Origin of the sequence: Streptomyces sp. PA03-5A (genome assembly GCF_033792725.1) — a bacterium.
In the GTDB taxonomy this organism is placed as follows: Bacteria; Actinomycetota; Actinomycetes; order Streptomycetales; family Streptomycetaceae; genus Actinacidiphila.
The window spans coordinates 125,504-151,220 of record NZ_JARAVL010000015.1 but is presented as its reverse complement, the minus strand read 5'-3'; the positions used below and the strand labels follow the sequence as shown (position 1 = coordinate 151,220).

General features: G+C 72.6%; 28 protein-coding genes. 12 read left to right on the top strand and 16 right to left on the bottom strand.

The window, feature by feature from the left end; translation table 11 throughout:
- Positions 1 to 9: 9 nt before the first annotated feature.
- Both PV410_RS20385 and PV410_RS20380 read right to left on the bottom strand, forming a co-directional pair.
- Positions 10 to 162, bottom strand: coding sequence for an MFS transporter small subunit (locus PV410_RS20385; protein ID WP_499515627.1), 153 nt, complete (start codon positions 160 to 162; stop codon positions 10 to 12).
- Positions 159 to 1,550 (bottom strand): L-lactate MFS transporter, encoded by a 1,392-nt coding sequence (locus PV410_RS20380; protein WP_500326439.1) that lies wholly within the window; start codon positions 1,548 to 1,550, stop codon positions 159 to 161. Before PV410_RS20380 ends, PV410_RS20385 begins: the two co-directional genes overlap by 4 nt.
- 331 nt (positions 1,551 to 1,881) lie before the next feature.
- Here PV410_RS20380 and PV410_RS20375 point away from each other — a divergent pair, with 331 nt between their 5' ends.
- From PV410_RS20375 to PV410_RS20365, 3 genes are all read left to right on the top strand, one after another.
- Positions 1,882 to 3,414 (top strand): GMC family oxidoreductase, encoded by a 1,533-nt coding sequence (locus tag PV410_RS20375; protein ID WP_500326437.1) that lies wholly within the window; start codon positions 1,882 to 1,884, stop codon positions 3,412 to 3,414.
- A gap of 88 nt (positions 3,415 to 3,502) precedes the next feature.
- A complete protein-coding gene (locus PV410_RS20370; protein WP_500326436.1) occupies positions 3,503 to 5,293 on the top strand; it encodes a SpoIIE family protein phosphatase in 1,791 nt (596 codons plus the stop codon).
- A gap of 6 nt (positions 5,294 to 5,299) precedes the next feature.
- Positions 5,300 to 6,145, top strand: a complete 846-nt coding sequence (locus PV410_RS20365; protein ID WP_500326435.1) for a GNAT family N-acetyltransferase — start codon at positions 5,300 to 5,302, stop codon at positions 6,143 to 6,145.
- A gap of 98 nt (positions 6,146 to 6,243) precedes the next feature.
- On the opposite strand, the gene PV410_RS20360 is transcribed toward PV410_RS20365, so the two are convergent.
- Positions 6,244 to 7,116, bottom strand: coding sequence for a chitosanase (locus PV410_RS20360; protein ID WP_500326433.1), 873 nt, complete (start codon positions 7,114 to 7,116; stop codon positions 6,244 to 6,246).
- Between the two features lie 242 nt (positions 7,117 to 7,358).
- Here PV410_RS20360 and PV410_RS20355 point away from each other — a divergent pair, with 242 nt between their 5' ends.
- Positions 7,359 to 9,509 (top strand): SpoIIE family protein phosphatase, encoded by a 2,151-nt coding sequence (locus PV410_RS20355; protein ID WP_500326431.1) that lies wholly within the window; start codon positions 7,359 to 7,361, stop codon positions 9,507 to 9,509.
- A 73-nt stretch (positions 9,510 to 9,582) separates the two neighbouring features.
- On the opposite strand, the gene ykgO is transcribed toward PV410_RS20355, so the two are convergent.
- Entirely contained in the window at positions 9,583 to 9,705 is a 123-nt protein-coding gene (gene ykgO / locus PV410_RS20350) for a type B 50S ribosomal protein L36 (protein ID WP_018562490.1), read from the bottom strand.
- A 120-nt stretch (positions 9,706 to 9,825) separates the two neighbouring features.
- On the opposite strand from ykgO, the gene PV410_RS20345 reads away from it, so the two are divergent.
- The gene (locus tag PV410_RS20345) at positions 9,826 to 10,344 is read left to right on the top strand and encodes a DUF1003 domain-containing protein (RefSeq protein ID WP_500326429.1); all 519 of its coding nucleotides are present in this window, start codon (positions 9,826 to 9,828) and stop codon (positions 10,342 to 10,344) included.
- Here PV410_RS20345 and PV410_RS20340 read toward each other — a convergent pair.
- Complete coding sequence (locus tag PV410_RS20340; RefSeq protein ID WP_500326427.1) at positions 10,339 to 10,680, bottom strand: hypothetical protein; 342 nt, start codon at positions 10,678 to 10,680, stop codon at positions 10,339 to 10,341. The genes PV410_RS20345 and PV410_RS20340 overlap by 6 nt on opposite strands.
- 23 nt (positions 10,681 to 10,703) lie before the next feature.
- Positions 10,704 to 10,895, bottom strand: a complete 192-nt coding sequence (locus tag PV410_RS20335; protein ID WP_499515636.1) for a hypothetical protein — start codon at positions 10,893 to 10,895, stop codon at positions 10,704 to 10,706.
- Between the two features lie 208 nt (positions 10,896 to 11,103).
- Between PV410_RS20335 and PV410_RS20330 the strand changes: the two genes are divergently transcribed.
- Positions 11,104 to 12,870, top strand: a complete 1,767-nt coding sequence (locus PV410_RS20330) for an ABC transporter ATP-binding protein (RefSeq protein WP_500326425.1) — start codon at positions 11,104 to 11,106, stop codon at positions 12,868 to 12,870.
- Between the two features lie 88 nt (positions 12,871 to 12,958).
- Here PV410_RS20330 and PV410_RS20325 read toward each other — a convergent pair whose 3' ends face one another.
- Positions 12,959 to 13,201, bottom strand: coding sequence for a hypothetical protein (locus PV410_RS20325; RefSeq protein ID WP_500326423.1), 243 nt, complete (start codon positions 13,199 to 13,201; stop codon positions 12,959 to 12,961).
- 295 nt (positions 13,202 to 13,496) lie between these two features.
- Here PV410_RS20325 and PV410_RS20320 point away from each other — a divergent pair, with 295 nt between their 5' ends.
- Together PV410_RS20320 and PV410_RS20315 are read left to right on the top strand one after the other, a co-directional pair.
- Positions 13,497 to 14,696: a PP2C family protein-serine/threonine phosphatase gene (locus PV410_RS20320; protein ID WP_500326421.1), complete on the top strand. Its 1,200-nt coding sequence runs from the start codon at positions 13,497 to 13,499 to the stop codon at positions 14,694 to 14,696.
- 237 nt (positions 14,697 to 14,933) lie between these two features.
- Positions 14,934 to 15,092, top strand: a complete 159-nt coding sequence (locus PV410_RS20315; RefSeq protein WP_179279708.1) for a hypothetical protein — start codon at positions 14,934 to 14,936, stop codon at positions 15,090 to 15,092.
- 123 nt (positions 15,093 to 15,215) lie between these two features.
- Here PV410_RS20315 and PV410_RS20310 read toward each other — a convergent pair whose 3' ends face one another.
- The 8 genes from PV410_RS20310 to PV410_RS20275 all read right to left on the bottom strand — a co-directional run bounded on the left by PV410_RS20310 (position 15,216) and on the right by PV410_RS20275 (position 22,151).
- Positions 15,216 to 15,668 (bottom strand): DUF5990 family protein, encoded by a 453-nt coding sequence (locus PV410_RS20310; protein WP_500326419.1) that lies wholly within the window; start codon positions 15,666 to 15,668, stop codon positions 15,216 to 15,218.
- 2 nt (positions 15,669 to 15,670) lie between these two features.
- Complete coding sequence (locus PV410_RS20305; protein WP_500326417.1) at positions 15,671 to 16,042, bottom strand: ASCH domain-containing protein; 372 nt, start codon at positions 16,040 to 16,042, stop codon at positions 15,671 to 15,673.
- A gap of 74 nt (positions 16,043 to 16,116) precedes the next feature.
- Positions 16,117 to 17,064, bottom strand: coding sequence for a carbohydrate kinase family protein (locus tag PV410_RS20300; protein WP_500326416.1), 948 nt, complete (start codon positions 17,062 to 17,064; stop codon positions 16,117 to 16,119).
- Positions 17,061 to 18,050, bottom strand: coding sequence for a zinc-dependent alcohol dehydrogenase family protein (locus tag PV410_RS20295; protein ID WP_500326414.1), 990 nt, complete (start codon positions 18,048 to 18,050; stop codon positions 17,061 to 17,063). Before PV410_RS20295 ends, PV410_RS20300 begins: the two co-directional genes overlap by 4 nt.
- Entirely contained in the window at positions 18,047 to 18,898 is an 852-nt protein-coding gene (locus PV410_RS20290; RefSeq protein WP_500326412.1) for a carbohydrate ABC transporter permease, read from the bottom strand. Before PV410_RS20290 ends, PV410_RS20295 begins: the two co-directional genes overlap by 4 nt.
- Positions 18,895 to 19,869, bottom strand: coding sequence for a carbohydrate ABC transporter permease (locus tag PV410_RS20285; RefSeq protein WP_500326411.1), 975 nt, complete (start codon positions 19,867 to 19,869; stop codon positions 18,895 to 18,897). The genes PV410_RS20290 and PV410_RS20285 overlap by 4 nt, the downstream gene beginning before the upstream one ends.
- A gap of 7 nt (positions 19,870 to 19,876) precedes the next feature.
- The gene (locus PV410_RS20280) at positions 19,877 to 21,271 is read right to left on the bottom strand and encodes an ABC transporter substrate-binding protein (RefSeq protein WP_500326409.1); all 1,395 of its coding nucleotides are present in this window, start codon (positions 21,269 to 21,271) and stop codon (positions 19,877 to 19,879) included.
- Between the two features lie 118 nt (positions 21,272 to 21,389).
- Positions 21,390 to 22,151: a DeoR/GlpR family DNA-binding transcription regulator gene (locus PV410_RS20275; RefSeq protein ID WP_500326407.1), complete on the bottom strand. Its 762-nt coding sequence runs from the start codon at positions 22,149 to 22,151 to the stop codon at positions 21,390 to 21,392.
- A 279-nt stretch (positions 22,152 to 22,430) separates the two neighbouring features.
- On the opposite strand from PV410_RS20275, the gene PV410_RS20270 reads away from it, so the two are divergent.
- On the top strand, positions 22,431 to 23,369 hold the full coding sequence (locus tag PV410_RS20270; RefSeq protein WP_500326405.1) for a squalene/phytoene synthase family protein: 939 nt from the start codon (positions 22,431 to 22,433) through the stop codon (positions 23,367 to 23,369).
- A gap of 24 nt (positions 23,370 to 23,393) precedes the next feature.
- Here the strand turns inward: PV410_RS20270 and PV410_RS20265 are convergent, their stop codons facing one another.
- Positions 23,394 to 23,861 carry a hypothetical protein gene (locus tag PV410_RS20265; protein ID WP_500326404.1) on the bottom strand — a complete coding sequence of 156 codons (468 nt, stop codon included), beginning with the start codon at positions 23,859 to 23,861 and terminating at the stop codon, positions 23,394 to 23,396.
- A gap of 210 nt (positions 23,862 to 24,071) precedes the next feature.
- Here PV410_RS20265 and PV410_RS20260 point away from each other — a divergent pair, with 210 nt between their 5' ends.
- Genes PV410_RS20260 through PV410_RS20250 form a run of 3 tightly spaced genes read left to right on the top strand, consistent with a single transcriptional unit; the run spans position 24,072 to position 25,366 of the window.
- A complete protein-coding gene (locus tag PV410_RS20260; protein WP_500326402.1) occupies positions 24,072 to 24,329 on the top strand; it encodes a hypothetical protein in 258 nt (85 codons plus the stop codon).
- A gap of 48 nt (positions 24,330 to 24,377) precedes the next feature.
- Positions 24,378 to 24,797, top strand: coding sequence for a DddA-like double-stranded DNA deaminase toxin (locus PV410_RS20255; protein ID WP_500326400.1), 420 nt, complete (start codon positions 24,378 to 24,380; stop codon positions 24,795 to 24,797).
- A gap of 11 nt (positions 24,798 to 24,808) precedes the next feature.
- Positions 24,809 to 25,366: an Imm1 family immunity protein gene (locus PV410_RS20250; protein ID WP_500326399.1), complete on the top strand. Its 558-nt coding sequence runs from the start codon at positions 24,809 to 24,811 to the stop codon at positions 25,364 to 25,366.
- Positions 25,367 to 25,717 lie beyond the last annotated feature (351 nt).

Below are 25,717 nucleotides of genomic sequence, written 5' to 3'. Positions count from 1 at the left end.
TGAAGCCGGTCAGCCGGTGAACAACTGCTTGAGCTTCAGGCCGAGTTCGTAGACGCCGTAGGCGAAGGGCGCGCCGACCCACAGCCAGGCGACGACCATGAGCGGCAGCCGGCCGCCCCCGGCGGAGGCGTCGGCGGCGGGCGCGGGGTTCGGGGCGGTCATCGGACGGCTCCTTCCGACTCGGTTCCGGTCGTGGCCTTGGGCTCGGCGGACGGTCCGTCATGGTGGCGCGGATGGACCGGTCGTACCAGCTCGTTGGCGACGAAGCCGATCACCAGCAGCACCATCATGATGACGAAGGACGTGGAGTAGAGGTCGGGCCCCGTCCGTCCCGCCGACTTCTCGTGGTCGGCGATCGCGTTCACGATCAGCGGCCCGAGCACGCCGGCCGTGGACCAGGCGGTCAGCAGCCGTCCGTGGATCGCGCCCACCTGGTACGTCCCGAAGAGGTCCTTGAGGTAGGCGGGCACGGTGGCGAACCCGCCGCCGTAGAAGGACAGGATGACGGCGGCGGCGATGATGAACAGCGGCTTGGAGTCGTCGCCGAGCAGGGCGATGAGCAGGTACAGCAGCGCCCCCGCACCGAGGTAGAGGCGGTAGATGTTCTTCCGCCCGACCAGGTCGGAGGTGGAGGACCAGGTGATCCGGCCGAGCATGTTGCCGAGCGACAGCAGGCCGACGAAACCGGCGGCGGCGGTGGCCGTCACCGGGGTGGAGGTGTTCGCGAAGAAGTCGGTGATCATCGGCGCGGCCTTCTCCAGGATGCCGATGCCCGCCGTCACGTTCATGCAGAGCACCACCCACAGGCACCAGAACTGCGGGGTGCGCAGCGCGTTGCGCGCCGACACGTGGGCGGTGGTGACGAGCGGGCGCGCGGTGTCGGCCGCCGGGGTCCAGCCGGCCGGCCGCCAGTCGTCCGCGGGGACCCGGACCAGCAGCACCCCGAAGGTCATGAAGACCGCGTAGACGAGGCCCATCACCAGGAAGGTCTGCCCGATGCCGGCGGAGTCGGCGCCGAAGGAGGACAGCAACTGCGTCGACCAGGGCGACGCGATGAGCGCGCCGCCGCCGAAGCCCATGATGGCGATGCCGGTGGCGAGCCCGGGCCGGTCGGGGAACCACTTGATGAGCGTGGAGACCGGCGAGATGTAGCCGATGCCGAGGCCTATGCCGCCGACGAGGCCGTAACCGAGGACGATCAGCCAGTACTGGCGCGTGGCGGCGCCGAGGGCCGAGATGAGGAAGCCGGAGGAGAAGCAGAGGGCCGACACGCACATAGCCCACCTGGGCCCGTTGCGCTCGACGAGCGTGCCGCCGAACGCGGCCGACAGGCCGAGCATGACGATCGCCAGCTGGAACGGCAGCGCCGACTGGGTGCCGCTCAGCCCGAGCGAGGACTCCAGCGGGGGCTTGAAGACGCTCCAGGCGTACGCCTGCCCGATGGCGAGGTGGATGGAGAGTGCGGCCGGCGGTACCAGCCAGCGGCTCCAGCCCGGCGGTGCGACGGTGCGGGCACGGGTGAGGACGTCGGGTACGCCCGTTGACGCCATGGCGAGTACCTCCGTGAGGGGACTTGATCCCGTGGACCGTACAACTTTCATCCATCCCTGGGTAGGGCGTCGGGCGATGAACTTGCCCTGGCGGCGGGAGGGTTCGGGGTCCGGGCGGCATCGGGCCGATCCTCGGCGGACCGGCGCCCGCAGGCGCGGCTCACGGACTGGGCGGACATGAGGGATTTGCCGGGATCTGCCCATATCGATTCGTAATAGGTGTAATAACTGGCGGCTTGTTCGGCTATGAGTGGTTGGGGTTATCGTGTCCGGTGTTAGCCGATTCGGGCTATCACTGGAAACGCCGGACGTGGCCGGTCAGAGGTGACCCATGCATGCGATAACGGACAGCTACGACTACGTGGTCGTCGGCGGCGGCACCGCGGGCAGCGTGCTCGCCGCGCGCCTTTCCGAACGAGGCGGCGCGCGCGTGCTCCTGCTGGAGGCGGGCGGAGACCGGCCACCAGCCGCGGCGGCGTCGCCGCCTGCCTGGCCGACGCTGCTGGGGACGCCCGCGAACTGGGGCGGCACCACCGTCCGGCAGTCCGCCACGGGCACCACCACCCCCCTCGCGCGCGGCCGCGGCCTGGGCGGGGGGTCAACCATCAACGCCATGACCTTCGTGCGCGGTCACCGCTCCGGCTACGACGCGTGGACCGCGGGCGGCGCGAAGGGCTGGGGCTTCGACGACCTGCTCCCGTACTTCAAGCGCAGCGAGAACGCCCCCGGGCGGGACCCCGTGCTCCGCGGCGTCGGCGGCCCCCTGACCGTGGGACCCGCCAGCCCGCCCCATCCGGTCGTGGCCGCGCTCCTGACGGCGGCGACCCAGACCGGGTACCGGCGGGCGGCCGACATCGCCGGCGGTCTGGAGGAGGGCTTCGGCTGGAGCGACCTCAACATCGTCGGGGGCCGGCGGCAGAGCGCCGCCGACGCCTACCTCACCCCCGCCCGGCACCGCCCCAACCTGACCGTGGTGACCGGTGCACTGGCCCACCGCCTGCTCCTGCGCGACGGCCGGTGCGTCGGGGTGGAGTACGGGCACGCCGACCGCACCGGTACCGGCACCGTCGCGGTCGGGTGCCGCGGCGAGGTCGTCCTCACCGCGGGGACCATCGGTACGGCGCAGTTGCTGATGCTCTCCGGCGTCGGCCCGGAGGCGCACCTGCGGGACATGGGTGTCGACGTCGCCCTCGACCTGCCGGGCGTCGGGTCGAACCTGCAGGACCACCCCCTGGCCGACGTCGTCCACCGCGCGGCCCGGCCCGTTCCGCCCGGGACCAACAACCACGGCGAGGCCGTCGGCCTGGTCCGCAGCCGGCTCGGCATCCGCGACCCCGACGTGCAGGTGCTCCTGGCCGACGCGCCGGGCCGCGCGCCCGCGCCCCACGTGCCGGACGGGCAGGGGTACCGGATCGCGGTCTCCCCGATGCGGCCGTACAGCCGCGGCACCGTACGGCTCGCGAGCGCCGCACCGGACGCCCTGCCCCTGGTGGACCCGGACTACTACGGCGACGAACGCGACCTGAGCACGATGGTCGAAGCGCTCTTCCTGGCACGGGAGATCGGCCGGGCGCACGCCCTCGACGGATGGCGTGCGCACGAGGTCCTGCCCGGGCCCGACGTGAAGGACGACGCCGGCCTGCGGGCCTACGCGCGCAGCACCCTGGCCTCGTACATGCACCCCGTCGGCACGTGCCGGATCGGCATCGACGACCTCGCCGTCGTCGACACGGACCTGCGCGTGCACGGCATCGACGGCCTCCGGATCGCCGACGCCTCCGTGATGCCCACCATCCCCTCCGGCAACATCGCCGCCACGGTCTACGCCATCGCCGAACGCGCGGCGGACCTCCTCGGGCGCTGAGCCCCCCTCGGCCCGGATCCGGCCACCCTCACCGGCCGGATCCGGGCGCCTGCACATCCCCGCAGCCCAGACGAAGGACCGACGCGACATGGCATCACCCGCACCGATCGACCTGGCCGGCCTCCTCCAGCGGGTGGTGGGCGTCACCGGGGCGGCGCTGGGGTCCGCACTCGCCCCCTCGGCGATCGGCCTCGCCCTCTGGAACACCGACCTGCGGTGCACGTGGGTCAATGACTCGCTCGAGGACTACGACGGCATCCCGCGGGAGCGACGGCTGGGACGCCGTCCGGACGCGGCGCTGCCCGCCGGGGCACGCGCGCTGGAGGCCGTGATGCGCCAGGTGCTGGCGACGGGCGCTCCCGTCACCGGCCGCGAGTACCTCGTGCCGGCGGTGGACGGCGTGCGCGCTGAGGGGGCGTACTCCGTCTCCTGCATCCGCCTGGAGGACACGGCGGGCCGGCCGATGGGCGTGTGCCTGGTCGTCCTGCGGATCACGGGCGGGCACCGGCCCGGTGACCGCCTGGCGCTGCTCGGCGAGGCCGGTGCCCGCGTCGGCACCACCCTGGACGTCATGCGCACCGCGCAGGAACTGGCCGCGTTCACCGTCTCGTGCCTCGCCGACTACGTCACCGTCGACCTCGCGGACACCCTGCGGCTCGGTGAGGAGCCGCTGTCCCGGCTCGGCCCGGACGGCGACTACCTGCCGGTGTTCCGCCGGGCGGGCCTGGCCTCGGTCCACGAGGGCGCGCCGGAGGCGGTCTCCCGGGTGGGCGACGTGGTGTACGTACCGTCGTCCTCGCCCCTCAAGCGCGTCCTGTCCACCGGCCGCTCGCTGCTCGAACCGGCGCTGGACACCGCCTCCTCGTGGCTCAGCCGGGACCCGGCACGGGCCGGGAAGATCGACGAGTTCGGGATGCACTCGCTGATGATCCTGCCGCTCAGGGCCCACGGCGTCGTCCTGGGCGTGGTGTTGTTCCTGCGCACCGACGACCCGCGGCCGTTCGACGAGGACGACCTGCTGTTCGCCGAGGAACTGGTCGCCAGGGCCGCGCTGAGCCTGGACAACGCACGCCGCTACACGCACGAGCGCGCCACGGCCCTCGCCCTCCAGCGGGGCCTGCTCCCGCGCCGGGTGTGCGGCGGCCCCTCCTTGGACGTGGTCTCCCGCTTCCTCCCCGCGGACCTCGAGGACGGTGTGGGCGGTGACTGGTACGACGTGATCCCGCTGCCGCGCGACCGGGTGGCGCTCGTGGTCGGCGACGTGGTCGGCCACGGCATCGACGCCGCGGCCACGATGGGCCGGCTCCGGACGGCGGTGCGGACGCTCGCCGACCTCGACCTGGCGCCGGAACAGCTGCTCGCCCACCTCGACCAGGCGATCATCCGCCTCGCCGAGGAGGAGGGGGAGGGCCTCCACGCCGCCTCCGTGAGCGCCACCTGCCTGTACGCCGTCTACGACCCCGCCTCCCGCCGCTGCACCATGGCCAGGGCCGGGCACCCGCCGCCCGCCGTACGCCACCCCGGAGGCGGCGTCACCTTCCTCGACCTGCCCAACGGCACACCGCTCGGCCTCGGGATGCCCCCGTACCAGGCCGCCGAGGTGGACCTGCCCGAGGGCAGCCTCCTTGCCCTCTACACCGACGGCCTCATCGAGGACCGCCGGCACGACGTCGACACCGGGATGGAGCGCGTGCGGCGCGCCCTCGACCGGCCCGGGCTGCGCTTGGACGACCTCTGCTCGGCGGTGCTCGGCACCCTGCCGAGCGCGACACCCCCCGACGACGTCACCCTCCTCATCGCCCGCACCCGCGCGGTGTCCCCGGCGCCTTCGCGCCCCCGGTGCCCGTCACCGTTTCCCGGCAACCGATTCCAGAGGTAGGTCTCCATGACCGCGTTCCACGTCTCCTCCGCCGGCGCCGAGGACATCAGCCGGCTCTCCGACTGGGCCGACGACGAGGGATGGAACCCCGGCAGGTCCGACGGGCAGGCCTTCTTCCCCGCCGATCCGGCCGGCTTCCTGTTCGGCAGGCTCGACGGTGAACCCGTCGCCTCGGTCTCCGCGGTGCGCTACGGGGCCGACTTCGGCTTCGTCGGCCTCTACATCGCCCGGCCGCCCTTCCGCGGCCAGGGTTACGGGTTCCGGGTCTGGCGCGCCGGACTCGACCACCTCGCCGGCCGCAACGTCGGCCTCGACGGGGTCGTCGCGCAACAGGAGAACTACCGCAGGTCGGGGTTCAGCACGGCCTGGCGGAACATCCGTTACCAGGGCACGCCGTCGGGCGGGGTCATGCCCGGCGGCGTCGCCCTGATCGACGCCAGGAGCGTCGGATTCGCCGAACTGGCCCGCTACGACCGCCGGTTCTTCCCCGCCGCGCGCGACGCCTTCCTCGCCTCCTGGATCACCCTTCCGGACCGCACCGCCCTCGCGGCGGTCGCCGACGGCCGCCTGCAGGGCCTCGGCGTGCTGCGCGCCGCCCGCGGCCCGTCCCGTGTGGGGCCGTTGTACGCCTCGTCCGGGAAGGTCGCCCTCGCGCTCCTCATGGGGCTGGCCCGCACCACACCGGGGGAGCCCCTCGTGATCGACGTCCCCGAGCCCAACGAGGCGGCCGTGCGTCTGGTGGAACACCTCGGTCTGGCACCCGTGTTCGAGGCCGCGCGCATGTACACGGGCCCGGTCCCCGACGTCGACCTGACCGGCATGTACGGCGTCACCAGCCTGGAGCTCGGCTAGGCCCGGGCCCGGGCCCGGGCCCGGATCCAGGCCCGGCACCGCTCCGGGCGGCCTCCCCCCGGTCGGGGAGACCGCCCGGAGGGGCGTGCGCGGGGACGTCACTGGTTGATGGTGTAACTGTCCCCGTAGACCTTCCACTTGAGCGGGGGGTTGAGGTCGAGGTTGCCGTTGTTGAGGAAGACGCGCTGTTCCGTATCGACCCGGGTGGTGTCGCTGTGCGCCTCCTCGGTCTTCATCGCCGCCTTGCGCGCGTCGAGGAAGGCGTGGAGGTACGTCGTCTCGTCGCCGCCCTGTGCGGGGGTCCTGGCCTTGGACAGGGCGGTCTTGCGGATGCCGCCGAAGCTGACCTTGTCCTCGCCGGGGCCGTGCATGACGATCGCGTCGTAGTACGCGAACTGGCCGAGCGCGCGCAGCCCGTCCGCCTTGGCCTGCTGGACCGCGGGGCCGAAGTAGACGCGGTCGCGTTCGTCGTTCTGCGCCTGCTGGAACGCCTGGTCGGCGGCGGCGCTGCGCCAGGCGCTCTCGAAGCCGGAGCCGAGGCCGCTGTGCGAGTCGGTCCCGTTGACCCGGCGCAGCGCGGGCAGGTAGCGGGCGAGCGGGTTGCCGGGCTTGCGATCGGTGTACAGCTCGACGAGTTCGAGCATGTCCCCGGTGCCGGAGCAGAAGCCGATGATGCCCGCGGTGTAGCCGCGGCCGTCGCCGATGTCCTCGATGTACTTGTACTGGGCCTTCCAGTCGAGCGAGGAGTTCTCGGCGCTGGACACCAGCTGCATGGCGATGTCCTTCTTGTGCGGGTCGTCGAGCCCGACGCCGGCCGCGGCCGCGGCGGCGGCGGCCGGCTGCCCCGGCGCGGCCGAGGCCAGGGAGCCGACGCCGACGGCCAGGACGCCCGCGGTCAGGGCGGCGGTCGCATAGAGGACGGCGCGCCGGCGGGGGAGGGTGCGTGCATGACGGTGTGGGGGGATCTGCACGGGTGACTCCGTGGGTCAGAAGTTAGGAAACCTTCCTAACAGAGCCACATTGAAGCACCGGGCCAGTCGAACGCCAAGAGGTTCGAACAAAAACGCCGCATGTCATCTGTCCGCAGAGGCAAGGGAGTTGGGCGCCGCTGCCGGATGGCCACACGCCTCCGCCCGGGGCCGTACGTCTCCCGCATGCGCGGTCCGCGGCCCGGAGGCAGTCTGGACGGGAAGAGGCGGAGGAGGTGATACCCGTGCCGGACGGGTTCCCTTCCGCTCCGTCGCACCCCGAGGCCGGGGAGCGGACCGACCAGGGCCTGCTGGCCCCGGCGCTGTTCGCGATGATGGACGGCGTGCGGGCGCACGCGGGAGGGATCTACCTCCTCGCCCCCGGCGAGCCGGTGCTGGAGATGGCCGTCATGGCCGGCCTGCCGCGCGCCTTCGCCGCACCGTGGGAACGGGTGGGGCTGGGCGCCCCGATCCCCGTGGCGGAGGCACTGCGCGAACGCCGGCTGGTCTGGGTCGGCGGCGAGGAGGAGATGGCGCGCCGGTACCCGCGGATCGCACTCGTCCTGCCGTACCCCTTCACCCTCGCCGCACTGCCCGTCGAGACCGCCGGCGCCGCCTTCGGCTCGGTGTTCGTCACCTGGCCGGGCGCCCATCCGCCCGAGCTGGCCGACTGGGAGCGCGAGCACCTGGTCACCGCCTGCGACCGGCTCGCCCGGCACCTGGAACACGAGGCCGCCGCGGGCCGGCCGGTCCGGCGCGGGCAGCATGTGACGATCGGCGCCCCGGTCGCCGGGGTCTCCTCGGCGGTCGAGGCGGTGCGCATGGTGGGCCGGCTGCCGGAGGGACTGTGCTCCCTCGACCTCGACGGGCGGGTCACCTACGCCAACGGGGCGGCGTCCCGCCGGCTGGGCGTACCGGTGCGCAAGCTGCTCGGGCACACGCTGTGGCGGACGCTGCCCTGGCTCGACGACCCCGTGCACCAGGAACGGCACCGCGCGGCGCTGATCAGCCGGCAGCCCACTTCGTTCACCGCGCTGCGCCCGCCGGGCGACTGGCTCACCTTCCAGCTCCATCCCAGCAGCAACGGCGTCAGCGTCCGCATCTCACCGGCCCGCGGCCCGGTGGCGCAGGCGCCGGTGGTGCCCGGCGGCCCGCACGGCGTGACGCAGCCCGCGGTCGGACTGGTGGCCATCTCCCACCTCGTGAACCTGTCCGGGGCACTCACGGAGGCCGTCTGCGTGCAGGACGTGATCGACCTGGTCGCCGAGGAGATCATGCCCGCGGTCGGCAGCCGGGTGGTGGCCATGGTCGCCCCGGAGGCCGGGAGGATGCGCGTGCTCGGCCACCGGGGCTACCGGGATCCGTCGGTCGTCGACCGGTACGACGGCATCTCGATGTCGGCGCCGGTGCCCGCCGCCCAGGTGCTGGCCAGCGGTGCGCCGGCGTTCCTGGAGTCCGAGCAGGAGATGCGGGAGCGCTTCCCCGACCGGCCGCCGGTTGCCGACGGCATGGCGGCGTGGGCCTACCTCCCGCTCATCGCCTCCGGCCGTCCCGTGGGCACCTGCGTGCTGGGATATCCCGAACCGCACCGCTTCGGGGCCGACGAGCGGGCCCTGCTGACCAGCCTCGGCGGCCTGATCGCCCAGGCCCTGGAACGGGCGCGGCTCTACGACGCCAAGCACCGGCTGGCCCACGGCCTGCAGTCCGCGCTCCTCCCGCGGACCCTGCCGGTGCTCCCCGGCCTGGAGGCCGCGGCACGGTACCTCGCGGGCACCGAGGGCATGGACATCGGCGGCGACTTCTACGACCTGCTGTCCGTGGGGGACCGGGCGGCCGCGGTGATCGGCGACGTGCAGGGGCACAACGTCACCGCGGCGGGCCTGATGGGCCAGGTCCGCACGGCGGTCCGGGCGTACTCCGCCGTCGGGCAGTCCCCCGGCCAGGTGATGGAGTGCACCAACCGGCTGCTGCTGGACCTGGACGTGGACCTCCTCGCCAGCTGCATCTACCTGCACCTCGACCCGGACGGGCAGCGGGCTATGGCGGCGGGGGCGGGCCACCCGGCCCCCTTGCTGCGGGAACCGGGTGGCCATGTGCGGGCGCTCGACCTCGCGCAGGGCCCGCTGCTGGGCATCGACGCGGAAGCGGTCTACCGCACCGTCGAGTTCCCGTTCCCGCCGGGCTCGGTGCTCATGCTCTACACCGACGGGCTGGTCGAGTGCCCGGGGACCGACGTCGACGCCGAACTGTCGGACCTCTCGGACCACCTCGCCGTGGCCGGCGAGCTGCCGCTGGACCGGGTCGCCGACGGCGTGCTCGCCCTCACCGCCGAGCGCCGGCGGCGCACCGACGACATCGCGCTGCTGCTGTTGCGTTCCCTGACGCCGCCCCGGTGACCCGGTCGCGGACGCAGACGCAGACGGGCGCCGCGCGCCGTCATGGGACGGTGCGCGGCGCCCGGTCCGCGGCTCAGCCCTGGCGGGCCTTGAAGCGGGGGTCCCTCTTGTTGATCACGTAGACGCGGCCGCGACGGCGGACGATCTGCGAGCCGGGGGCGTTCTTGAGGGAGCGCAGCGAGGCACGTACCTTCACCGGTTCGCCTCCTTTCGGGCGGTTCTTGATCCGCCCATGCCAACACGGGAAGGGTGCGGTTTCTTCCCCCGCCGGTTCCCGGTGCCGGTGCCGTGGAGCGCCGGGGGCAGGATGAGGGCCATGAGTTCCCCCTCCGACGGCCCCGCCGTCCCCTCGCCGCCGCGCCCGCTCGTCCGCTCCCCGCACGAACGGGTCGTCTTCGCCCGCGGGAGGGGTGCCCAGGACCGGGTCGCGGACGCGATCACCGCCTTCGCCGGCTCGATGGCCTTCGTCTACGTCCACATCGTCTGGTTCGCGGTCTGGATCCTGCTCAACCAGGGGCTCGCGGGGCCGGGCGCGGTCTTCGACCCGTACCCCTTCGGGCTGCTCACCATGATCGTCAGCCTGGAGGCGATCTTCCTCTCCACCTTCGTCATGGTCAGTCAGAACCGCCAGGCCGCCCGTGACAACATCCGCGCCGACCTCGCCTTCGAGACGAACGTGCGCTCCGAGGTCTGGACCGCGCACATAGGCCGGGCCCTGGGCCTCGACCCCGAGGAGGTCGAGCGGAACGTCCGGCAGCTCATCGCCGAGAGCCGGGCCCGGATGGAGGTCACGGCCCCGCCGGCGACGGCGGCCGCGGAGCCGCCCGCGTCATGACCCCTGGCCGTCCGGGTCCGCGCCGCCCAGCGGACCGGGGCCGGTGAAGTCCGGACTGGCGAAGTCCGGACTGGAGTACCCGGGCGACTCGAAACCCGGCGACTCGAAACCGGGCTCCGCGACGACCCCGACCTCCGGCTCCGGGACCTCGTACTCCGGGATCGGCGGGGGCGGCGGTACGGCTCCGCCGTCTCCGTCCCCGACCCCGACCCCGTCCCCGGTGCCGGGGTCGGTGCCCGGGCCGGGGCCGTCGGCCGAGGTGGAGAACCCCGGACTGCTGAAGCCCGGGCGGTGCCGTGCCGCGCCTTCGGGCGCGTCATCTCGGCGGTACGTCATGGTCGTCCCCCTCCCCGGAGGGCTCAGCGCCGCCGCCGGCGGTACCCCGACCAGCGGGCGCCCGCGCCCGAGCCGACCCCGCCGAGGTGCGCGGCGAGCAGCGTCAGCCCGACCAGCAGCAGGCTCGTCGGCGTGAACACGGCCTCCGTCGCCGTCCCGGTGGCGTTGATGATGAACGCGACCGCGAAGACGACGGCCGCAACGATGGCCAGCATCGTCCCTCCCAGTGGTCCGGGGGCGCGCCCTCGTGCCGCCCCTTCCCCCACCGTCTGCCCCCGGACCGGCCCCCCAGTCGGCCGGGACCCGTCAGCGCCCCCCTGACGGTGTCCCTGGGAGCGCTCACAGCCTAGGATTCCGCGGTGACCGGACGATGAGCCAGTGCCGTCTCATCACCCCGCGCCCTCGTGCACCCGGAGTCCCCGCATGGCGTCGCCGCACGGCCCGCTCGACCACCGCTACCGCGGTGAGCACCCGATCCGCACCCTCGCCTACCTCTTCCGGCACGACCGCGGCCGACTGGCCCTGGCCGTGCTGGCGTTCATGGTCAAGCACACCCCGATCTGGCTGACCCCGCTGGTCACCGCGCAGATCATCGACGTCATCGTGCAGCACCGGCCGCTGTCGGGCATGCTGCTCGGCACCGGCGTGCTGCTGCTGATGCTGGTCCTCAACTACCCCTTCCACCTGCTCTACGTGCGCTGCTGGTACGGCAGCGCCCGCCGCACCGGCACCCGGCTGCGCTCCGCGTTGTGCCAGCGCATGCAGCAGCTCTCCATCGGCTACCACGCGAAGGTCAACTCCGCGGTCCTGCAGACCAAGGTCATCCGGGACGTCGAGGCCATCGAGCAGGCGGTCCAGCAGACCGGCGACATGGGCCTGTCCGCGCTCGCCACGCTGCTGGGCGCGCTGGTGGTCATCGCCGTGCAGGCACCGTCCTTCCTGCCGGTCTTCCTGGTCGTCGTGCCCGCGACGTCCGCGCTGGTGATGTGGCTGCGGGGGCGGCTGCGCGAGTCCAACGAATCGTTCCGCCAGGAGGTCGAGCAACTCTCCTCGCGGGTCACCGAGATGACCACACTCATCCCCATCACGCGCGCGCACGGCCTGGAGTCCACCGCGCTGCGCCGCGTGGACGGCACGCTCAGCCAGGTCCTCACCGCGGGGCTGCGTCTGGACCGGCTCAACGGCCGCTTCGGCTCCCTCGCCTGGATCGTCCTCAACGTCCTGGGCACCTGCTGCCTGCTCGGCTCCGCGCTCGCCGCGTACCACGGCTGGCTCGGTGTCACCCCAGGCGACGTCGTCATGCTGACCACCTACTTCTCCGCCCTCACCGCAGCCGTGACCACCCTGCTCAGCCTCACCCCCGTGGTGAGCAAGGGACTGGAGTCGGTGCGCTCGGTCGGCGAGGTGCTGCAGGCGCCCGACCTCGAGCAGAACGCGGGCAAGTCCGAGGTGGCCGCCGTCCGCGGGCGGGTGGACTTCCAAGGCGTCGGATTCACCTACGACGACGCCGCCGACCACTCGGTGCGCGACTTCTCCTTCACCGTCCGCCCGGGCGAGACCATCGCGCTGGTGGGCGCCTCGGGGGCCGGCAAGTCGACCGTCCTCAACCTCGTCATCGGCTTCCTGCGCCCCACCGAGGGCCGGATCCTGCTGGACGGGGCGGACATGGAGACCCTGGACCTGCGCAGCTACCGCCGCTTCGTGTCCGTCGTGCCGCAGGAGTCCATCCTCTTCGAGGGGACCATCCGGGAGAACGTCGCGTACGGCATGCCGGGCGTCCCCGAGGAGGCGGTACGGGAGGCCCTGCGGGCCGCCAACGCCCTGGAGTTCGTGGAGCGGCTGCCGGCCGGTCTCGCCACGGTCGTCGGCGAGCGGGGCGCCCGGCTGTCCGGCGGCCAGAAGCAGCGCCTGGCCATCGCCCGCGCGCTGATCCGCGACCCCCGTGTGCTGGTGCTGGACGAGGCGACCTCCGCCCTCGACTCCCGCTCCGAGGCCCTCGTCCAGCAGGCGCTGGAACGCCTGGTGCGCAACCGCACCGTCTTCGTGGTGGCCCACCGGCTGTCCACCATCCGCAACGCCGACCGCATCGTCGTCATGGACGGCGGAAGGATCACGGAGGTGGGCTCGCACGAGCAACTGCTCCGCGCAGGCGGCCCGTACGCCGCGCTGCGCAGCGCCCAGACCGCCTGAGCCCGCCGGCCCCGCACGCGCCCGGGGGCGCCCTCCGCGTTCGCGGAGCGGCGCCCCCGGGGCGTTTCCGTGCGGATCGGGCCGAGGGTCAGCGGCGGTGGTGGTTGACGACGTGGTGGTGACGGTGCGTCCGGTGCCCGTGCCAGCGGTGGTGATGACGCTTGCCGTGGTGGCTGTGGTGGCCGTGGTGGCCGCGCCCGTGGTCACCGTGCGTGGCGTGCGTGCCGTGGGCGCGGACGGACTCCGGCGTGACGGCGCCGGCGCCCGCCGCACCGCCCAGGACGACGGCCACGGCCACACCGACCGCGGCCACGAAACGGGAAACGCGCATGGATCGACTCCTGTCTCCGCGGGTGCCGTGGGCACCCGCACGGGTGGGACACGAGAAGCGTCGGGCCTCGCGGTGCCGGTTAAGGTGCGGCACGCCCGTATTGGCACTCGATTTGCTGGAATATGACGTTCTGCGGAACCGGCGCCTGTAGGCGATCCGGGGATGCCCGCGTCGCCGCGGCATCGCGTGACTGGACGCATTTGCAGGTCAGGAGCGGTGCGATGTTTCGGGCGAGGTGTCCGGGGCAGGTGCCCCACGTCCCGGCCCGCGGCCGGGGACGGCGCACCGACAGGTGATGGTGACGGTGGACGACACCGGCTTCGGCACCCTGCTGAGCGGGCTCCTGCAGCGCTCGCACAAGGTCGCCCCGGAGGAGTGGGGCGCCGCTGTCGCACGTGCCGCCCACGAGGTGGGCCTGGACGACGTGACGGTCCTCCTCGCCGACGTCCAGCAGTCCCGGCTCGTCCCGCTGCCGGGCGGCCCGGCCTGCGGTGCGCGCCGCGCCGTGGCCGTCGACGGCACGCCCGCGGGCGCCGCCTACCGGACGGTCTCACTGCGCCTGAGCGAGCGGGACGACCGGGTCACGATGTGGCTCCCCCTCGTGGACGGCGTGGAGCGGATCGGCGTCATGGAGGTCACCGCCCACCGGATCGACCCCGAACTGCTCGCCCGCTGCCGCGCGCTCGCCGACGTGACGGGCCTGGCGATCGTCTCCGGTGCGGGGGCGGGCGACGACATGCTGCGGCTCGTCCGCAGCCGCCCGATGAGCGCCGCCGCGGAGCTGGTGTGGGCCTTCCTGCCGCCGCGGACCCTCGGCACGACCGAGGTGACCTCCAGCGCCGTGCTGGAGCCCGCGTACGAGATCGGCGGCGACGCCTTCGACCAAAGCCTCCAGGGGGACCACCTGCACCTGACGGTGGTCGACGCGATGGGCCACGACCTCGCTTCGGGGCTCGTGGCGGCCGTGGCGCTGGCCGGCTGCCGGGCGGCCCGGCGCGCCGGCGCCGACCTGGGCGAGATCGTCAAGTCCGTGGACGAGACCCTGGCCGAGTGGATCCCGGACCGGTTCGCGACCGCGGTCTTCGCCGACCTCGACGTCCGCAGCGGCCAGTTCGCGTGGGCGAACTGCGGGCACCCCGTGCCACGGCTGATCCGCGCCCGGCACGTGGTCAACGGCGCCCTGGAGCGCGACGCGGACCTGCCGCTCGGCCTCGGTCCGGAGTGCGGCGGACGCCCGCGCTCCGTCCACTCCACACGGCTGCAACCCGGTGACCGGGTCCTGGTCCACACCGACGGCGTGACCGAGTCCCGCACCGAGGGCGGCGACGAGTTCGGCGAGCGGCGCCTCACCGAGTACGTCGTGCACGCCACCGCGCTCGGCGACCCCGCCCCGGAGGTCCTGCGGCGGCTCGTCCACGCCATCCTGGCGCACCGGCACGGCCGTCTCGACGACGACGCCACCGTCCTGCTCGCCGAGTGGCACCCCACCCGCTGAACACGGGTGCCCGGGGCGGTTTCCACCGCGTGGCCCGGGGCAGCCGCATTCCGACGGCCCACGGACCGCCCGCGTGGCAGCGGACACGGTCGGTGCCGCGGCCATCGCGCAGCGCGACGGCCGCCGGGCGCCCGCCGGGTGTCCCCGAGAGACATGCCCTGATCGGGAATGTTATGTGGTGTAAATCACGTTCGAACGGGTATGCGGTGTCGAGAAGACCTGAGGAGGCGCCCAGCCGTGGACACACGCAACGGCCACCCGACCAGCACCCGCATCCCCCGCGACCAGCAGATACGCACCTGCCGGCCTGCTGTCGTGAAGGAAGGCCGGGGCAATCCGCCGCAGCGGGAGCCCGACAGCGGCAAGGAATGGAACATCGTCAGGGGCGAGGACTGAGGGACCCGAGCCCCCCTGTGACGGAACGGGACCACTGCCCGGCGCCGGTGGGAAGGCGGAAGCGGTCGTGCGGACCGTGGGCGCGCCCACCGGTGGGGTGGCGGTCCCGTTCGCGCGTCCTCCTCAGCCCCTCGCGTCAGGCGCCTGCGCCGACCACGAGATGAGCGGCGGCCGCACGGCGGCGCACAGCGGGCCGCCCCTGGCGTCGGTGAGGCCCAGCCGCCCGACGAGCATCCCGGAGCGTGTGGCCTCGCGGAGCGTCCCGGTCCCGACGCCGTCGAGCATCAGCTTGGCGCGGCGGAACATCGTGAAGCCGCCGTCACCGGCCACCGTGCCCCAGGACAGGTAGACGAAACGGGCGCCGGGGCCGCCCTGGACGTAGGGGCCCGTGACGTCGACGCCGTCAGGGGTCTCACGGACCCGGCAGTCGAGGTCCCACGTCGCCGCCGCGGCGTCCCCCGGCCGCAGGTCCAGGAGTTCCGAGGGACGGGCGCGGCGCTGCACGGCGACGTGGACGCCGGCGTGGTCGCCGAAGCCGCGGCCGGGCAGCTCGCGTGCCTCGATGCGGAGCCGCACGGTCAGCCTCCCGCCGTCACGAGCCGGAACGCCAGGCACACCACGGACGTCGCGTCCTCGACGGGGGTGCCCGCGCGTTCCCAGAAACGGCGGTGCCCGGCCCGCCAGTCGGTGAGGGAGGCGTCCCCCTCACCCTCGGCGGCGGCGTGCTCCCACGTCACGTCCGCGAACGACGTCACCTCCACGCCGGTGATCTCGATGACGCCCACGCAGCGGCTCTCGCGGTCCAGCAGGGCCAGCCGCTCGCCGACGAACTCCAGCCCCTCGGACTCCTCGACGTACTCGGACAGCAGTCCGGTCGTCGCGGTCTTCCTGCCCGCCAGGACCAGGGAGTTCAGCTCGTCGCGCAGCGCGTCGGGCGTGCCGAGCTCCATGGAGCGCATTCCGTCGACCCGCGGCCACATCGGCGTACCGCCCCTCGTGCGTGGGAGTGCCGTCCGCGGGATCATCACACGACGGGTGTCACCTCCGCCAGGAACGGAGGGTCCGCTCCCGCCCGCCCGCAGGTCAGAGCCGCGACCCGCGCGGCGAGTTCCAGGGCGTCGGCCACCGCGAGCGGCACGGGACCGCCGTCCGCGGCCGCGGACAGCCGCCCCCGGGCCGCCGCCCCGCCGAGCAGCCCGGCGGAGAGGAGACCGGCGAGCAGACCCGCCATGAAGGCGTCACCGGCGCCGATCGTGTCGACGACCTCCACCCGGTGGGCGGGAACACGGTGCCGTCCCCCCGGTGCCCAGTGGGCCTCGGCACCTCCCGCGCCCCGGGTGAGGACGACCAGGCGGGGACCGCGGCGCGCCCAGTCGGCGGCGACGTCGCCCGGATCCCGACCGGGGTGGAGCCACCCGAGGTCCTCCTCGCTGGCCTTCACCACGTCGGCGAGCGCCACCAGCCGTTCGACGCGCGGCCGTTCGGTCTCGGGCGGACCGAGCAGCGCGGGCCTGAGGTTCGGGTCGTACGAGACGGTGTGCCCACGCCGCCGGACCGCCGCGACCAGGGCGAGCAGCCGCCCCGCACCCGGCTCCAGCGCGGTGGCGATCGAACCGGTGTGGAGGTGCCCCGGCACGCCGAGCGACCCGACCGGGGGCAGGTCCCAGGTGATGTCGAACCGGTACGCGGCGCTGCCGCTCCCGTCGAGCTCGGCCCTGGCCGTGGACGTCGGGGCGTCCACGACCGACCCCGGCAGCAGCGCGACGCTCCCCTCCACCAGCCGTTCGACCAGCGCGTCGCCGTGCGCGTCCCGGCCGATGCGCGTGGCCAGGGTGACCGGGTGCCCGAGCCGGGCCAGGCCGAGCGCGGTGTTGGCCGGGCTGCCGCCCGGGTGGGCCTGCCGCGTCCCGTCGGGTCCCACGACCACGTCGGTCAGCGCCTCGCCGGCGACCAGCGTGGCGGGCGCGGTCACGGCCGCACCAGGATCTTGCGGCCGACCCCCGCCGCGAAGCGCTCGATGGCGTGGGGGTAGTCGGTGAGCGGGAAGCGGTCGCTGATGAACACCCCGGGGTCCAGCACCCCGGCGGCGAAGAGCTCAGCGGCGCGCTCGAAGCTGTGCAGGACCGCCATGGAGCCCGTGATGGTGATCTCCTCGTTGTAGATCCGGTACGGCTCGATGACCGCGCGGGCGGCGTAGTCGGCGACCCCGAACTGCAGGAAGGTGCCGCCCCTGCCGACCCGTTGCAGCCCGTCCTGGATCGCGGCGGCGTTGCCGGTGGCGTCCACGACGACCTCCCAGCCGCGCGGGCGGGCGATCTCCTGAGCCGAGCCGGCCGTGCGGTCGCAGCCCAGCAGCCGCGCGGTGGCGAGCCGTTCGGGGTTGACGTCGACGACGTCCACGCTCGCCGCCCCCGTGCGCTTGGCGAGCTCCAGCATCATCAGGCCCATCGTTCCCGAGCCGTAGATCAGCACATGGGCGCCGAGCCGGCTGCGCAGCACGTCGTAGCCGCGCACGGCGCACGACAGCGGCTCGATCAGCGCGGCGTCGGCGGTCGCCACGTGGTCGGGCAGGACCACGCAGTTGGCGACCGGTGCGACGGCGAACTCGGCGGCGCCGCCCGGCTCGGTGACCCCGATCGCGGCCCACCGCTCGCACAGGTTGCCGCGGCCCAGGCGGCAGTAGTGGCACTCGCCGCAGTGCAGCGAGGGGTCGACGGCGACCCGGGCGCCGACCGCCACCTCCGTGACGGCCGAACCGACCGCGACCACCTCGCCGGCGAACTCGTGTCCCGGCACGATCGGCAGCGTCGGCGCGAACTCGCCCTGCAGGATGTGCAGATCCGTTCCGCACAGGCCGCAGGCCGCGACCGCGACCACCACGTCCCGAGGACCGGGGGCGGGGTCCTCGACGGTGGCGAGCTCGATCTTCCCGGGCTCGGCGATGACGACTGCCTTCACTTGACGGCTCCCAGTGACAGGCCCTGGACCAGCCGGTCCTGGGCGGCGAATCCGGCGACGAGGACGGGCAGGGACACCACGACGGCCGCGGCGCAGACCTTGGCGAGGAAGAGCCCCTGACTGGTGACGAAGGAGGTGAGGAAGACCGGCGCGGTCACCGAACGGACACCGGTGAGCACCCGGGCGAAGAGCATCTCGTTCCAGCTGAAGATGAAGCAGATCAGCGAGGTGGCGGCGATGCCGGGGGCGGAGACGGGGATGACGATGCGGCGGAAGACGGCCGGCAGTCCTGCGCCGTCGATCGCGGCGGCCTCGAGGATCGCCACCGGGATCTCGGCGAGGAAGGACCGCATCATCCAGACCGCGATCGGCAGGTTCATCGAGGTGTAGAGCAGGACCATCAGCCAGACGTTGTCCAGCAGCCCGAGGTTCTGCGCCACGAGGTAGACCGGCAGCAGCCCGGCCACCGCGGGCAGCATCTTCGTGGACAGGAAGAAGAACAGCACGTCGGACCACTTGCGGACGGGACGGACCGACAGCGCGTACGCGGCGGGTATCGCCAGTGCCAGCACCAGGAGGGTGGAGACCAGGCTCGCCGTCAGGGAGTTGACCAGGGCGGGCCACGGGCTGGCGCCTGTGGCGGCGCCGAAGAACTCCCGGTAGCCGTCGAGGGTGAGCCCGGCGCCGAGGGAGGGCGGGTTGGTGGCGGCGTCCGTCTCGCTGTGCAGCGAGGTCAGCACCATCCACGCGATCGGCGCGACGAACAGCAGGGCGGCGGCCCAGGCGACCAGCCCCCACAGGGAGGCGGAACGACGCCTGCGCGCACCGGGCGCGGCCACGGCGCTCATGAGGACTCCTCCTTCAGCAGCGTCGACACCAGGCGCAGCGCGAGGGTGGCGACGACGATGGTCCCGGCGACCACGACCACGCCGGCCGCCGAGGCCCGGCCGTAGTCGTGCGCCTTGTAGAAGGACTCGTAGATCGTGTACGGCAGGTTGGCGGTGCCCAGGCCGCCCGAGGTGAGGGTGAAGACCGCGTCGAAGTTCTGCACGACGTAGACCGAGCCCAGCAGCGCGGCCAGTTCGAGGTAGCGCCGCAGGTGGGGCAGGGTCAGGAAGCGGAAGACCTGCCAGGCGTTCGCGCCGTCCACCCGGGCCGCCTCCACGGCCTCCGTGGAGCGGCTCTGCAGTCCGGCGAGCAGGATCAGCATCATGAACGGGGTCCACTGCCACACCAGCGAGGCCCCGATCGCCCCGAGCGGCATCGAGGTGATCCAGTCCGGCTGCGGCGGGCGTCCGCTGCCGAACAGCTGCCACAGCCAGGTCAGGGCGCCGTTGAACAGCCCGTACTCGGGGTTGTAGAGGGCGTGCTTCCACAGCAGCGCCGAGGCGACCGGAACCAGGAGGAACGGCGCGATCAGCAGGGTCCGCACCAGCCCGCGGCCGCGGAACCGCCGGTCCAGCAGCAGCGCCAGGCCCAGTCCCAGCACGAGGCTGACCAGGACGACGCCGGCCGTGAGCCAGACGGTGGTCAGGACGGACGCCCGCAGGTCGGCGTCGCCGAACACGTTGGCGTAGTTGGTCAGTCCGGTGAAGCCGCGCCGGTCGGGGTAGAGGGCGTTCCAGTCCATGAAGGAGATCACCAGCGTGGCCACGAAGGGCAGCTGGGTGACGGCCACCATGAACACCAGCGCCGGCATCAGGGGCGCGCGCCGGGCCCACGCGGCGGCCCGGCCGGGGCCCGCGGTCCGGGCGGCCACCGCCCGGACCGGTGCCCGGTCGCGCACCCCTTCCGTGACGGCGCTCGACGTACCGGTCATGGCCGAATCACCCGTTCCGGTACTGGGCGGCGACCTTCTCCGCGAGTTGCTGGGCCTTGTCCAGCGCCGCGTCCACCGAGGTGCGCCCGGCGATCGCGGAGGCGATCTCCTGCGAGACCTTGGTGCCGAGGTCGGGGAACTCGGGGATGTCGACGAACTGGATGCCGAGCGTCGGCCGCGGCTGGACGCCCGGGTCGCGCGGGTCGGCCCCGGCGATGGCCTCCTCGGTGGCCTTGGCGAAGGGGCCCGCCACCTTCAGGTAGTCCGCGTTCGCGTACGTGGAGGTGCGCTTGCCCGCCGGGACGCGGGCCCAGCCGAGCTTCTCGCCGACGAGTTCCTCGTACCCCTTGCCGGACGCCCAGGCCACGAACTTCGCCGCGTCGTCCTGGTGCTTGCTCGCCTTCTGGATGCCCCACGCCCAGGTGTACAGCCAGCCGGAGCTGTCGGTCCTCACCACGGGCGCCGGGGCGTAGCCGACCTTGCCGGCGACGGGGGAGCCGGCACTGTCGAGGATCCCGGCCGCCGAGGTGGCGTCGTACCACATGGCGGTCTTGCCCTGCTGGAAGGCGCCCAGGCACTCGGCGAAACCGGCCTGCGGTGCGCCCGCCTCACCGTGCTCGCGGACCAGGTCGACGTAGAACTTCGTCGCCTCCTTGAAGGCGGGCGCGTTCACCTGGGCCTGCCAGTCCTCGCTGAACCAGGTGCCGCCGAAGGTGTTGACGACGGTGGTCAGCGGAGCCATCACCTCGCCCCAGCCGGGCAGCCCGCGCAGGCAGATGCCCTTCATGCCGGGCTCGGCGCCGTCGGCCTTCGCCGCGAGGCCGGCGACCTGCTGCCAGGTGGGGCGGTCGGGCATGGTGAGGCCCTTCGCCTCGAACACGTCCTTGCGGTACATCAGGAACGACGACTCGCCGTAGAACGGCTCCGCGTACAGCTTGCCGTCGGCGCCGGTCAGGCTCTTCCTCATCGACGGCAGGATGTCCGCCTGGTCGAAGTCCGGGTCCTTGGCGACGGTGTCGTCCAGCGGGGCCAGCCAGCCGTTCTTGCCGTAGATCGGCGCCTCGTAGTTGCTGATGGACGCGACGTCGTAGGTGCCGGCCTGGCTGGAGAACTCCTGGCTGATCTTGTCGCGGACGTCGTTCTCGGGCAGCACCGTGAAGTTGACCTTGATGCCGGTGCTCTTGGTGAAGTCCGACGCGGTCAGCTTCTGCAGGTCCAGCATCTGAGGGTTGTTGACCATGAGGACGTTCACGGAGGCGCCGTCGCCCTCGCCGTCCCCTCCGCCGCCACCCGCGCCGGCGCAGCCGGTGGCGAGCAGGGCCGTGCAGGCCCCGAGTGCGGTCAGCCGGACGGCGGCGCGGCGCCGTGGCGCCCTTGCGCGGTCGGTGTCGGTCCTGGGCATGGGGAGGCCTTCCTATGAGGGGGATCCCGGCATCGGGCCCGCGGCCCGGGGCGCGTCGGGGTGTGCCGGGGCGACCTGCGGCGGCTCGCGCGCAGGGTGGAGGGGGAGGTGCGGTGGATCAGACGCGCATCACGTTGGGGCCGAGCAGCGAGTAGCGGTGGGCCTCGGGGGCCGGCAGGCCCGTGTCGGTGACGATCGTCTCGAAGTCGCCGATCTCCGCGAACCGGCAGAAGCTCGAGGCGCCGAACTTGGTGTGGATCCCGACCAGGACGCGACGCCGCGCGGAGCGCACCGCCTGCGCCTTGACGTCCGCGACGACGGGATCGGGGGTGGTCAGGCCGAAGTCGCGGGATATGCCGTTGGCCCCCATGATCGCCAGGTCGATGACGAAGGAGGACAGCATCTGGGTGGCCCAGGAGCCGACGGTGGCCAGGGTGCGGCCACGTACGCGGCCCCCGAGCAGCAGCACGGTGGTCTCGGGGGACTGGGCGACCGCCGCCGCGGTCGGCAGCGAGGCGGTCACCACGGTCAGCGGGCGGTCGGTGGGGAGCAGCGCCGCCAGCAACTGCTGGGTGTAGCCCTCGTCGATGAAGACGGTCTCCGCCTCGCCGAGCAGCTTCACCCCCGCCGCGGCGATCCGGCGCTTGCCCTCCACCTGGTGGGTCTCGCGGCGGGCCAGGTCCGTCTCGAAGCCGGCGCTCTCCACCGGGTACGCCCCGCCGTGGGTCCGGCGGACCAGTCCGCGCCGCTCCAGCTCGCTGAGGTCACGGCGGATCGTCTCCGGTGCCACCTTGAAGTCCGCGGCCAGTGCGGTGACCTCCACCCGTCCGGCCTGCCGCACCAGGGCCAGGATCCTGTGCTGCCGTTCGTCGCCGCGCATGGCCGCACCTCCCTGGTCCCGGTTCCGTCATGGCCGTTCGGGCATCGGCCGCCCGTTTCCGCCCGTCCGAGATTTATACCGCCGGGGGGAGCGGTGCGGTCAGCCCGTACAAGGGCGGAGTACGCCCGTTTCTGCCCGCTTCCGGAAGTGAGGTGACGCAGGTCGGCGATGGTTCGACCGGATCACGCCAGTGAGTTTGCGGGTTTTTCTGCGTTTGGGTGATCATCGGGTGGCGACACGGCTGACGTCCGGCCGGCGGACGACGGGAGCGGCGCAGCGATGAGCAGGTGGCGGAAGACCCTCGACCGGGCCGGCATCACCGACCCCGCCCTGCGCGCGGCGTACACCGCCCAACGCCGCCTGGTGGCGCGCTTCGACCGGGCCTCGTACGCCGCCGTGCGGCTGCTGCTGCCGGCGCCGCTCGTCCCCGACGCCCTCGCGGCCACCGCCTTCATGCACCACAGCGACAACCTGCTGGACCGCGGTCCGGACGGCCGCGGCGCCTTCGCCGCGTGGGAGGCGCAGGTCCGCGCGGCCCTCGCGGGTGATCCGGGGGACCCGCTGACGCGTGCTCTCGCCCACACCGTCACCCGGCGGCCGGCGCTCCGCGGCATCGTCGCGGACTACCTCGTCGCCGCCCCCGCCGACGCCGAGTGGCGCGGCCTCGCCACCGAGGCCGACTTCCAGGCCTACGTCGACGCGTACGCGCTGCCCGCCTTCCTCCTCGTCGCGGGACTGCTCGCGCCGCCCACCGGCTTCGACGGCTACCGTGCCGCCTGCCGCACCTTCATCGAGGCCGCCCAGCGCCTGGACTTCCTGGAGGACATGGCCGAGGACCTCGCGGACGGGCGGCTGGGCGTTCCCGAGGACGCCCTGGCCCGCCACGGCCTGAGCCGGGCGGCCCTGGCCCGCCACGGCCTGAGCCGGGCGGCCCTGGCCCGGGACCCCGACCCGGCGTCGGTGGCCGCGCTCGTCCGTGACCAGGCCGGCCTGGTGCGGTCCGGCTTCGCCGGCGCCCGCGGGCTCGTGGACCTCGTCCCGGAGCCCAACCGTCCCATGGTCAGTGCCCTCATCGCACTCCAGGGGCACCGGTTGCGCAGCGCGGAGCGCGCCGGCGCGACGCTCGCCCGGCGACCCGCCCCGCGTCCGCTGGGTCCAGCCCTGCTCACCCTCGCCCGCGGGTACGCGAGCACCTTCCGGCACCGCGCGCGGCCGTAGGCCGTGTCGTCCGGCAGCGCCGCGTCACGCCGTGGACGAGCCGGGCGGGCGGTGCCGGCCCGTGGCGAGGACCTCGGAGAGGCTCACGGCGGGACAGCCGAGCATCCCCGTCAGCACGCGCCGCTGGCGCTCGGTCAGAGGGGCGACGAAGACCGCCGCGTCGGCATCGGCCGCTTCGCAGACCGCGGCTGCCTCACGGATCTTCCCGTGGCTCAGCAGGGTCCGTGAGGAATAGGGCAGGGCCATCTTCGTGACCCCGCCGTCCGAGACACCGCGCCGCTGGACGATCCGCCCGACGACCCGGGCACCGCGCGCCGCCAGTTCCACGGCCGCGCCATCCATGAGCGCAGCGAAGTCCTTCTCCTTCGCGGAGAAGAGGCCGACGACCACGACACCGGCCCCCGCCAACTCCACGGGCGCGACCCGGCGCTCGCCGGACCCCGGCCTCGCAGGGCGGGCCGGACGCCGGTCGCGCCGTCGGGGCTGGTGCATGACCCACAGGGTAGACGCCGACGCCCCGCCACCGGTGGCGATACGCGTGGTGCCGCCGACCGGTGCCGAAAGAACGCAGGGGCGTTTCAAAGTCCTGGTGATCACGTGAGTCCGCAGGTTAGAGCCGTTCGGCCGGCCCGTCACGTACGCAACGAAGCTCCGGTTGAACGGGGTGACCTTCCCAAGTCGCCCTGATCCACCGGAGCTTCGATGTGCCGTCAGTCTGCCACCGTCTGTCTCGTCAAGTCGCCTGCTCTGGAGGGTGTGGCCGGGCTCTCGCTGGTGGAGCGGCTGCGGGTGCTGCCCGATCCGCGTCGGCGTCGCGGACGGCCCGAGAATATGGCCACTTTGCGCAATCTGGCGATCAACGCGCTCCGCGCCGCCGGACACCGCAACATCGCCGCCGGCCTCCGCCACGCCTCCTACGACCCTTTTAACCGGCCGCTGGACCTGCCGAACATCCCCTGACCAGCAGGTCTACATGATCACCGCGACTCTGAAACGTCCCTGCTTCCGGTGCGGACAGAGCAAAAGCCGAAGACTATCGGACAGGTCATCAAATTTGGAGAAGACGGCCGCGCGGAGAAGGTTGGTGATCCCTTCCGGAGCAGCAAGTCTTCGAAATACGACGACATAGAAAAGTTCCTCAATGAGTCTCCGGATATCGATACCCCGTCTAACGGTAAGTACGAGGTTGCCAGTCATGTTGAGACCAAACTTGCCTGGAGTATGCGCAATGCGGGCGTGAAGAATCTCGACGTCGTGATCAACCATCAGAGGGGCCCGTGCATACCAGAAGTCGCCGACTACGCATGCAGAGCTGCAGTTCCTGCCATCCTGCCCAAGGGGTCCACCCTGATGGTCTGGTACAAGGATGCGGCGGGTATCCTGCGAAATATCCCGCTGCACGGGGTAGGACCACCAGTGGCTAAGTGAGGTCTGCAACCATGATTCTCAGTGTCGTTTACAACGGTGGGTGGCGTTACGCAGAGGCCTGGGATGAAATTTCGCAGGTCATCCAGGAGGTCATGAGTGGGCTGCATTCGGAGGTTGAAGGGGGCCGCAGCTACTCTCCAGGTGATGACGCCTGGTTCTCCTTCGCCGGCGAGCGACACAGCGACGAGAACCGCGTGGCAGATAATCACCTGCGCCTCGCAGTCAACCATCGGACCGGCTACGGAAGTCTGGTTTGGTTCGTCAATGACAAGAGCCCGAAAAAGGGTGGGATCTACGACTCTGTTTGGGTGTCCGATAATCCTGAGCCACCGGATTTCGATCCGCGAGTGGTATCGGATCCTGGCTATCCACTGTTCCATGACCCGGCCAGTACGCTTCCGATCACCCAGGTGCGTGCCGCGGTGGAGGAGTTCTGCCGGAAAGGCACAGGTGAGCGCCCGGAGTGTATCAATTGGGTTCCCGGCGAAATGAATGGCCAACGCTATGACAGGCCTCCCATAATGGATTTTGAGGAAGACCCGGAGATTGATTGGGAGAGCTTGAAGTAGTCGGGTAAAGGGCCTCATCGGACTTGCGTCCGGTGGGGCCCTTTTGGGTCATATTGGTGTGCCTTGCCGCTGACGTCGAAAGGTTGGGGTGACGGGGTTGCAGGGGCTCAGCCGCAGTCCGGTTTAACGCCCCCTTCCGTCAAGCTGGGCACCGCAACATCGCCGCCGGCGTCCGAGAGGTCTCCTACAGTAAGCGCCCCCACCCGCCCACTGTGGCTCCTGGGAATCGCCTGACCAGCAACGCAACACCACGACTTTGAATCAGCCCTGCGAAAGAACGGGCCGAGCGGCCCGCCGTCCCGGAAAGCCGCCCAATGCCTCCGTCCAGCCGCCGGGTTGACGGGAATTCAC